This is a genomic window from Caballeronia sp., assembly GCF_028292365.1.
In the GTDB taxonomy this organism is placed as follows: domain Bacteria; phylum Pseudomonadota; class Gammaproteobacteria; order Burkholderiales; family Burkholderiaceae; genus Caballeronia.
In genome coordinates this window covers 1-8660 of sequence record NZ_JAQGMM010000034.1, presented here as the reverse complement: position 1 = coordinate 8660, position 8660 = coordinate 1, and the positions used below count along the sequence as shown (strand labels likewise).

General features: G+C 58.8%; 11 protein-coding genes. 4 read left to right on the top strand and 7 right to left on the bottom strand.

From position 1 onward, the window contains the following. Nucleotides 1–127 (bottom strand): LysR family transcriptional regulator (locus JWR14_RS01640; protein ID WP_299700228.1); only part of this gene is annotated, 127 nt, incomplete at its 3' end. A 180-nt stretch (nt 128–307) separates the two neighbouring features. Between JWR14_RS01640 and JWR14_RS01635 the strand changes: the two genes are divergently transcribed. From JWR14_RS01635 to JWR14_RS01620, 4 genes are all read left to right on the top strand, one after another. After that, nucleotides 308–1180 (top strand): pirin family protein, encoded by an 873-nt coding sequence (locus JWR14_RS01635; RefSeq protein WP_299700225.1) that lies wholly within the window; start codon nt 308–310, stop codon nt 1178–1180. Between the two features lie 163 nt (nt 1181–1343). Further along, nucleotides 1344–1754, top strand: coding sequence for an OsmC family protein (locus JWR14_RS01630; RefSeq protein WP_299700222.1), 411 nt, complete (start codon nt 1344–1346; stop codon nt 1752–1754). Nucleotides 1755–1872: 118 nt separating this feature from the next. Further along, the gene (locus JWR14_RS01625) at nt 1873–2364 is read left to right on the top strand and encodes an SRPBCC family protein (RefSeq protein WP_299700219.1); all 492 of its coding nucleotides are present in this window, start codon (nt 1873–1875) and stop codon (nt 2362–2364) included. Nucleotides 2365–2496: 132 nt separating this feature from the next. After that, entirely contained in the window at nt 2497–2766 is a 270-nt protein-coding gene (locus tag JWR14_RS01620; protein WP_299700216.1) for a hemin uptake protein HemP, read from the top strand. A gap of 296 nt (nt 2767–3062) precedes the next feature. On the opposite strand, the gene JWR14_RS01615 is transcribed toward JWR14_RS01620, so the two are convergent. The 6 genes from JWR14_RS01615 to uvrB all read right to left on the bottom strand — a co-directional run. Then, nucleotides 3063–3476 carry a heme-binding protein gene (locus JWR14_RS01615; RefSeq protein WP_299700213.1) on the bottom strand — a complete coding sequence of 138 codons (414 nt, stop codon included), beginning with the start codon at nt 3474–3476 and terminating at the stop codon, nt 3063–3065. A gap of 69 nt (nt 3477–3545) precedes the next feature. Then, nucleotides 3546–4952: a 4Fe-4S binding protein gene (locus JWR14_RS01610; protein WP_299700210.1), complete on the bottom strand. Its 1407-nt coding sequence runs from the start codon at nt 4950–4952 to the stop codon at nt 3546–3548. Beyond that, nucleotides 4949–5794 (bottom strand): FTR1 family protein, encoded by an 846-nt coding sequence (locus JWR14_RS01605; protein WP_299700207.1) that lies wholly within the window; start codon nt 5792–5794, stop codon nt 4949–4951. Before JWR14_RS01605 ends, JWR14_RS01610 begins: the two co-directional genes overlap by 4 nt. An 81-nt stretch (nt 5795–5875) precedes the next feature. Next, complete coding sequence (locus JWR14_RS01600; RefSeq protein ID WP_089158877.1) at nt 5876–6223, bottom strand: cupredoxin domain-containing protein; 348 nt, start codon at nt 6221–6223, stop codon at nt 5876–5878. Between the two features lie 93 nt (nt 6224–6316). Beyond that, nucleotides 6317–6865 (bottom strand): iron transporter, encoded by a 549-nt coding sequence (locus JWR14_RS01595; RefSeq protein ID WP_299700194.1) that lies wholly within the window; start codon nt 6863–6865, stop codon nt 6317–6319. A 311-nt stretch (nt 6866–7176) separates the two neighbouring features. Continuing rightward, nucleotides 7177–8660 (bottom strand): excinuclease ABC subunit UvrB (uvrB, locus tag JWR14_RS01590; protein WP_299700191.1); only part of this gene is annotated, 1484 nt, incomplete at its 5' end.

Genomic DNA, 8660 nt, shown 5'->3' with positions numbered 1-8660 from the left:
CCGACACGCGCCGCGACAAGCGCGACTTCGAGATACCCAGCACCCGCTCCGCCGCCGAGAAACCGCCGTGCTCGACAACGTACGAAAAATACATCAGGTCATTGAGGTCATGCGAATCAGGTTTCATGCGGTCAGGTCTTTCGTTGGGTTTTCGTTGGAGTTTCGTTGTTCTACAGGTGGGACAATCCATTGCGGTTTGACGGCTTTTTCCGCGAAATGCCGTCCATATAATAGCGCTATGTTTTAAATTTGGCGCTAATGCCCACCCGTCGTACGGCCATGCTGGCCCTACCCAAGCGAGGACAAAATGGAAAGCACACGCAGTATCGAACGCACGATTGCCGCGCTCCGCACCGTGGAGGGCGGTGGTTTTGTCGTACATCGCCCATTTCCGACGCGGCTCTTGATGGATTTCGACCCGTTCCTGCTCCTCGATGAAATGGGCCCCGTCGACTACGCGCCCGGCGAGGCGAAAGGCGCGCCCGATCATCCGCATCGCGGCTTTGAAACCGTGACGTACGTGCTTGAGGGCCAGTTCGGCCACAAGGATTCGGCAGGACATTCCGGTACGCTGCGTCAGGGCGACGTGCAATGGATGACAGCCGGCGCGGGCGTGGTTCACAGTGAAATGCCCGATCCCGAATTCACGCGCACCGGCGGTCGCGTACATGGCTTGCAGCTGTGGGTGAACTTGCCCAAGCGCGACAAGATGATCCCGCCGCATTATCAGGAAATCGCGTCAGAACAAATCCCGGTCGCAACCAGCGATGACGGCCGCGTGCGCGTGAAGGTCATCGCGGGTGAAGCGCTCGGCGTCAAGGCCGCGATCGAAACGCGTACGCCCATTCTTTACCAGCATTTTTCGCTGCAACCGGGCGCGTCGGTCGTGCATCCCGTGCCGCGGGACTTTCGCGTGTTCGGTTATGCGTTGTCGGGTAACGGTCTGTACGGCGACGCGAAGCAAGCCGTGCGGGCGCAGCAGATGATCGTGTTCGCGAACGATGGCGACGCAATTACGTTTGCCGCCGGCGACGAGCCGCTCGAGTTGCTGCTGATCGGTGGCGTGCCGCTTAAGGAGCCCGTGGTCCGCTACGGCCCGTTCGTGATGAACACGGAGGAAGAGATCCGCCAGGCCGTGGTCGATTACCAGGCGGGACGCATGGGCGCAATCACCCACTAGGCAGGCTCGCCGCCTTCGGGCGGGCCCTACATCAGACCGTGCGTTTCATCGGCGCGGCACGAATGACACTATTTGCGTCACAATAGTCGTTCGTGCCGCGCCGTTTTATCGTCTGCTTTTATTACCCGCACTGTCTGCCCATCTACTCACTTTGGGGTACCGCATGTCCGAAAAGTTTGTGACGCCGCCTGTCACCGCCCACATCGGTGCGACGGATTTTCAGGTTTCGCTGAGCGACGGCCAGCATGACTGGATCGCCGACGAACCGTCATCGCACGGTGGCGCAGATACCGGCCCGACTCCCCACAGCTTGTTGCTGTCGAGCCTGGGCGCGTGTACGTCGATCACGCTGAAGATGTACGCGAAGCACAAGGCATGGCCGCTTGAAGCGGTGCACGTGACGCTCAACATGGACATCACGCCCGAGGGGACGTTGATTGACCGCCAGATCCTCTTGACCGGCGAACTCGATAACACCCAGCGGGAACGGCTTTTGCAAATTGCAAATGCGTGCCCCGTGCACAAGATTCTTAGCGGCACGATCATGATTCATTCGGGCCTTACGCCTGCATAAGCGGGCTGCATAAGCGGATTACATAAACGGGCTGCATAAGCAGATTACATAAACGGGCTGCGCGAGCACCGCGCTCTCCCGCCAAGCGAACAATTGAACAACCAAGGAAACTGTCGTTTTGAATTTCGAACACCTCATCCAGATCAACGACCCGCTCAATCCATTTGTGGAATCGATGACCCGCGAACAGGTCTGGCATGGACTCGTACTGCGCGCGGAGCAACCGCAATTGTTCGTGATCGGCCTGGATCGCTGCGTGATCCTGTCGCGTGTTGGCGACGTGCTCGACCGCGAACTGCACTACGGTCAGGCGGTCGTGCGTGACCGCGTGACGCTGCTCCCCGAAACCAGTGTTCGCTACGACATCCTGCCGACCGCCGAGCACGTCGGCGGCTCGCTGACGATGACTATCGAGCAACCGGACGAGCTCCAGTTGTTCCTGCGTTTCACTTACGCCACCACCCTGCCCGTAGCCGACGATCCCCAGGCAAGCCTCGACGCGCTTCAGACGCAGGAGATCGTGAAGTCGGCGTATCGGGAAGCGGATATCGACACCGTCCGGTTGATCCGGCAATTTGCTCACGGCAATCTCGAAGGCCCGCTGCACTAGCGCACCAGAACGTTTCGATAGCCGGACAGTCAATGACTATCGAAACGTGTAATCGATGAAAACTTCGTTGTTGTAAATGGGAATGGTTATCATTAAGATTGCTCCATCGACTCAACGAACGGATTCTTCGACATGACCGACCTCCTGCGCTCCAACACGCTTCGGCTACGTCGCTCGGTCGATCGCTCCGCGGCAGCAACTATCTCGCGGCCCCGGACGGCAGCTGTAGCGACCGCACGTCCTACGCCGTCGAGCAGCGTGTTGGAGAACGGCGAGCGTTCTGAGCGCTCACTCCGCAGCGACACGCTGCTGCAAGGTCATAGCCACATCAGCATCATGCATAACGGTGAGACGTATCAGTTGCGCGCAACTCGCCTGGGCAAGCTGATTCTCACCAAGTAACACGCAGGGAACAGAACAGAATTGCAGTACCGGGTATTGTGGGGACCACCTCTTCGAGAGGTGTTTGGCACTAGCCAGCAATGACGGCTTGCACGCGAGACTTTAGACCCCTTCGTGCAAACACCAGCCAGTCGTCGATAGCCAGCGAAGCCGCTTTTTTTGGTTCCCATCGTGTGCTTTGAAGAGCACCATCAGTTAAGCAAAAAGCACGTTTTCTCACGAAAACGTGCTTTTTTAACTTTGAAGTTCAGGCCGGCTGGTTTCGATCAGCACGATGAGACGTTGCTTCGCGGACCTTAAACGCTCTCGATCCCCAACGCTGCAATACCCGCTCGCGCGACCGCGGCGTCCTGGTCGGACTTCACGCCCGATACGCCCACTGCGCCCACAATATCCGTACCCACCACAATCGGCACACCGCCTTCCAGCATGGCAGTCATCGGTGCGCTCAAGAACGCGGTGCGGCCTTGCTTGATCATGTCTTCATACACTTTCGTTTCGCGCCGGCCGAGCGCGGCGGTGCGCGCCTTGCCCGCCGACATTTCAGCCGTGCTTGCGCCTGCGCCGTCCAGCCTGTGCAAGTGAAGCAAATGACCGCCGTCATCGACGACAGCAATCGCCACGCACCACTTGTTCGCCAGTGCATGCGCTTCCGCCGCGGCCGCGATGGTTTTTACGTCTGCGTCAGTCAATACGGGTTTTGTTCTCATTTCGTCACCTAGGGATAGTCGTTGCGTTGGTTGCGTTTTGATAAAGGAATTAGCTCGATACCCGCAACGTTACCGCGAAAAGCCCCAGAACATCAGGTACCAGGCGCTATCGACCACGGCGAGAGCGGCGACGAACCACAGCATCGCAACGCTCGGTGCGACCAAGCGCCCGAGTGCATACCGGCCGATAACGCGCATGCCAAGCCACGCGCTCCACAGGTTCGCGACAGCGAGCAAGCCGAGACGTACATCGGTCACCCACCAGAGCGGCAGGTGTTCAGCGCGCAGCAACGACACAGTAGTCGCCGATAAACCCAGAAACACGCCGCATCCCGCCACGGGAATCAGCGCCTGCGTCAGGTGATGCAAGCGTGTGAAACTGAAACGCCCGAGCATGCGCGTGCCGGCGGCGAGCAAGGCCAGAAGCACCGTGCCGTACACGAGCCCCGTCACCACGATATAACCCACGACCATCCCGCCGTCGAGCCAGGAGAAGACATCGTTTTGTTCGGGGTAGTGCGTGAAGAGGAACCAGGGCGCGTTTGTATCGAGCGGCCATAGGATGTTGCGATCGATCAGCCACGCCGCAAAGATCTGCTTCAGGTCGACGAACCATGGGCTCACGGTCCAGTGGAATGCGCCAATAGCAATGCCCAGCAAGCCGTAAAGAATGAGCGCGGTGTCCCACGGATTCGCTTGTTTATCGCCGAGTTGCACGACCTCGGCCGAGGGCGAACGCCACTGGAGCGAAATGGCGTCCCGATGGCCGTTGCAACGACCACACATATGGCAATCCGACGCGCCTTTCATGGCGCGCAGCGGCACAAGCGGCGCGCAGTTGACTGGGATTACGCGATGCCCGTGCTCACCCTCTTTATACGAGCGACGCCATGCGTCCTCGTTGACCTTGTAGTGAAACGGCGCGAGCCGCGCCAGAAGTGAAAATACCCCGTTCACGGGGCAGAGATACTTGCACCACACGCGTTTCTCGCGCCCATACAACACGCCAACAATCATGGCGCCAAGCGTCGAGCCGCCGAGCACCAGCAACACGGCTTTCGGATATTGATAAACGCTGACCATCTGGCCATAGATGGTGGTGATGCCGAACGCGACGAACGGCCAGCCGCCCCAGCGCAACCAGCGTGGAATCGCCCAGCCGCGGCCGAACTTGCTCGCAAATTCGGTCAGTGCGCCTTCGGGACACAGCACGCCGCACCACACGCGGCCGAGCATCACCATGGAGAGCAGGACGAACGGCCACCAAATGCCCCAGAACACAAACTGCGCGGCCAGCGTCAGGTTGGTCCATAGATGCGCGGTATTGTCCGGCAGCGGCATGACCGCTGGAACCAGAATCAGAAATGCATACACGGCAACCACGACCCACTGAATGCCGCGGATCATGCTGCCGTGTTGTTGCATCCATTGCCCGGCTTGCTGCAGCCGCCCGGGCCGATTCATCACGTCGCTCATGCTGCGCGTCTCGCCGATTTTTGCGCCATCTTGTTTTTCGATCGATGCAGCAGCAGGAAGATCACTGCCCAGTAGACCGCATACGCAATCAGGTTCATGCCGGCCGGATGCGCGCGATACCCCATGAGCGTGGCGACCAGCGAACCGAAGGTGCTGGAGTCATCGAGTAGCCAGGACGTGTCCCATACCTGATTCATGACGACCGGCAGGATCTCCTTGTCGATGAGTTTATCGACACCTGTTTCAAACAATCCCGCCGCCAGGAACAACAGCATGATTTCCGTCACGCGGAAAAAAAGCCGCCACGAGAAAATCTTGCCGCCAAGCTGCAGCAGATAAAACGTCAGGAACGCCAGCGCCAGACCAATCGCGACCGCCAGATACTGCATGGGATCGACGTGCCCCGACTGGCCGAAGCCCAGGCCGTACAGGAAAATAACCGTCTCGCTGCCTTCACGCGCAATGGCGAGCGCAACCAGCAACGTCACGCCCCACCAGTTCGCGTCCTGCTTGCTCCTTTCCAGCGATGCTTCCATATCGCGCTTCATGGATCGCCCATGGTGCTTCATCCACAGCACCATTTGCACGATCAGCACGCACGCCACGAGGACCATGCCGGTCTGGAAATAATCCTGTGCATCGCCGGATAACTCTTCCGTAAAACCGACCAGCGCCGCGCCCAGCGCCACTGCCGCCAGCAACCCCGCCGCCACGCCAGCCCACAAATACGGTATGCCGCGACGCGCGTCGGCATCGCCATTTTTCAGCCATGCATACAGGATGCCGACGACCAGCAGCGCCTCGACACTCTCCCGCCACACGATGAAAAGAACCTGACCCATCACTTATCTCCCGCTCTTGCAGGCCGATGCGGTTTGCGCGTGACGCTGAGCGGACAGCGCGCGAACCGGTCCGGCTTGACGTTACTTCGCGACGATGACACCTTGCGCCGACTGATGAAAATCGTCGAAGAACTTGTATTCGCCCTTGTCCAAAGGTGCGATCACGACGAACGAATCGGCGCCCGGCGCGAGCACTTTTTCCTTGCGCAACTGGATGCTTTCGAATTCAGCCGCACCCTTGCCGATGTTGTGCACTTCGATCTTGATACGCTGCCCCGCCGGTACTTCAATACGCGTGGGATTCAGCTTGCCGTCGTTCATTTCCAGCTTGAAGGTCGGCAGGTCGGCGGCTTGCGCCGCGGCGGCACTGGCGAACCATCCAGCCGCCAAGGCTAACGAGGCGGCGACCAACTTGGTTTTGCGTTGCATGCATACTTCCTGGCTGCGCCGTCCGGCGGGACGTGTCACTTCATTTCACTTTGATTCACGTCATGCCGGACGTCTGATTCGACTATCGACTACTTAGTAACCGCCCTTCTTGCCGATGCCGGCGAACGGGAAATCGTATTCGATCGTGTACGGCTTGAACCACGGACCCACGCCGGTTTCCTTGTCGACGTGACGGCCAAACGCCATATGGCCGGTTTGCATCGGTGGTGCGATGTTGAGTTTCAGGTGATATTTGCCCGGGCCGAAAAGCTTCACGTTGTCGCCGTAATGCGGGCCATCGTTCGCGACCATGGCCATCAGGTCACCCTTGACGGTTTGCGTCGTGCCGACCTTGGTCAGCTCATACGTCACCTGCAGGTAAGGCATCCAGTCACCTTCCGCAAAGCCGGTCGGATTGTTCTTCACGGCGTGGATGTCGGCTTCGAGGTGCACATCCGAATCCGAGGCCTTGCGCATCATGCCTTCCGGTTCCATGGTGATCGGCTGCAGGTACACCGCGCCAACTTCCATGCCGTTTTCAATATGCTGCTTGCCGATCGGATATTCGGCAGCCGATGCCGACGCCATTGCCGCGAGCGCGACTGCGGCTACCGAGCCGCGTACGAAAGTTGAAACCTGCATCCTTCACTCCCTCTTGTTATTGATCGGTCGCGCGCTGCGCGTTCGACCCGATCTTGGTCAGTTCACCGATCAACTCGGCGTCGATGATAGGAAATCGGAATGAGAACGCAACCAACAACGTTAATACGAACCATTCTCAATGGGTATGGAGTTTAGCACCGATCGGGGGGCCGGACAATTTGATGGAAATCAACAAGCCTTGTGCCTGCTGGGTTTCTGAGATGGCGGAAATATTTTCGAGTGGAATTTCAGGCAAAAAAACGCGGCGAACCCTCCCGGGTTGTCGCGTTCCTGTCCTAAAACCCTTACGTTCAGCTGATGCCCGTAATGTGGTCGCCTACGTTTGCGCCAAACACGCGCTGCCTCAGAAGCGACAGTTGGTCGCGGGTCTGCGCAGCTTTTTCGAATTCGAGGTTTTTCGCGTGATCCATCATCTGCTTTTCGAGCCGCTTGATTTCCTTCGATATCTGCTTTTCAGACATATCTTCGAACTTCGCGCGGGTCTGGGCTTCCTTCAGTTCAGCGCGGGCATCGTCGGCGTTATAGACACCATCGATGATGTCCTTGATCCGTTTGGTCACGCCACGCGGCGTGATGCCCATCGCGAGATTGTGCGCAATCTGCTTCGTACGGCGCCGTTCGGTCTCGCCGATCGCACGTTTCATCGAATCCGTCACTTTGTCGCCGTAGAGAATCGCCTTACCGTTCACGTTACGAGCAGCCCGGCCGATCGTCTGGATCAGCGAACGTTCCGCGCGCAGGAAACCCTCCTTGTCGGCGTCAAGGATTGCGACCAGTGACACCTCCGGAATATCCAGCCCTTCCCGCAGCAAGTTGATCCCGACCAGCACGTCAAACGTGCCAAGACGCAGATCGCGGATGATTTCCACGCGCTCGACCGTATCAATGTCGCTATGAAGGTAGCGCACTTTCACACCGTGATCCGCAAGAAACTCGGTCAGCTGTTCAGCCATACGCTTGGTCAGCACCGTCACCAGCACACGCTCGTGCACCTTGACGCGCGCGTTGATCTCGCCGAGCACGTCGTCCACCTGGGAACGCGCCGGACGCACCTCAATATCAGGATCGACCAGGCCGGTCGGACGCACAAGCTGCTCGGCCACCTGCCCCGCCGTGCGATTTTCGTAATCGGCCGGTGTGGCCGAAACGAAAATCGCCTGGCGCATCTTGCGTTCGAATTCGTTGAACTTGAGCGGCCGGTTGTCCAGCGCCGACGGCATCCGGAAACCGTAATCGACGAGATTCTCCTTGCGCGCCCGGTCGCCGTTATACATGCCGTTCAACTGGCCGATCAGCACATGCGACTCGTCGAGCATCATGAGCGCGTCGGGCGGCAAATAATCGACAAGCGTTGGCGGCGGTTCGCCCGGTGCTGCGCCCGAAAAATGTCGCGAATAGTTCTCGATGCCTTTGCAGAAGCCCAGTTCCTGCAGCATCTCCAGATCGAAACGCGTGCGCTGTTCGAGCCGTTGCGCTTCCACCAGCTTGCCGTCCTTGTGGAAGAACTCGAGCCGTTCCCGCAATTCCAGCTTGATCGTTTCGATAGCGCGCATCACCGTGTCGCGCGGCGTCACATAGTGGGACGACGGATACACGGTGAAACGCGGAATCTTGTTGCGCACGCGGCCAGTGAGCGGGTCGAAGAGTTGCATCGACTCAATTTCGTCGTCGAACAGCTCTACGCGCACCGCCATTTCAGCGTGCTCTGCCGGGAAGATGTCGATCGTGTCGCCCCGTACGCGAAACGTCCCGCGCGAAAAATCGGCTTCATTGC

Coding starts and splice junctions, on each gene's coding strand:
- JWR14_RS01610 (WP_299700210.1), bottom strand. CDS start 4,952: ATGAGCGACGTGATGAATCGGCCCGGGCGGCTGCAGCAAGCCGGGCAA.
- JWR14_RS01595 (WP_299700194.1), bottom strand. CDS start 6,865: ATGCAGGTTTCAACTTTCGTACGCGGCTCGGTAGCCGCAGTCGCGCTC.
- JWR14_RS01615 (WP_299700213.1), bottom strand. CDS start 3,476: ATGAGAACAAAACCCGTATTGACTGACGCAGACGTAAAAACCATCGCG.
- JWR14_RS01600 (WP_089158877.1), bottom strand. CDS start 6,223: ATGCAACGCAAAACCAAGTTGGTCGCCGCCTCGTTAGCCTTGGCGGCT.
- JWR14_RS01635 (WP_299700225.1), top strand. CDS start 308: ATGGAAAGCACACGCAGTATCGAACGCACGATTGCCGCGCTCCGCACC.
- JWR14_RS01605 (WP_299700207.1), bottom strand. CDS start 5,794: ATGGGTCAGGTTCTTTTCATCGTGTGGCGGGAGAGTGTCGAGGCGCTG.
- JWR14_RS01630 (WP_299700222.1), top strand. CDS start 1,344: ATGTCCGAAAAGTTTGTGACGCCGCCTGTCACCGCCCACATCGGTGCG.
- JWR14_RS01620 (WP_299700216.1), top strand. CDS start 2,497: ATGACCGACCTCCTGCGCTCCAACACGCTTCGGCTACGTCGCTCGGTC.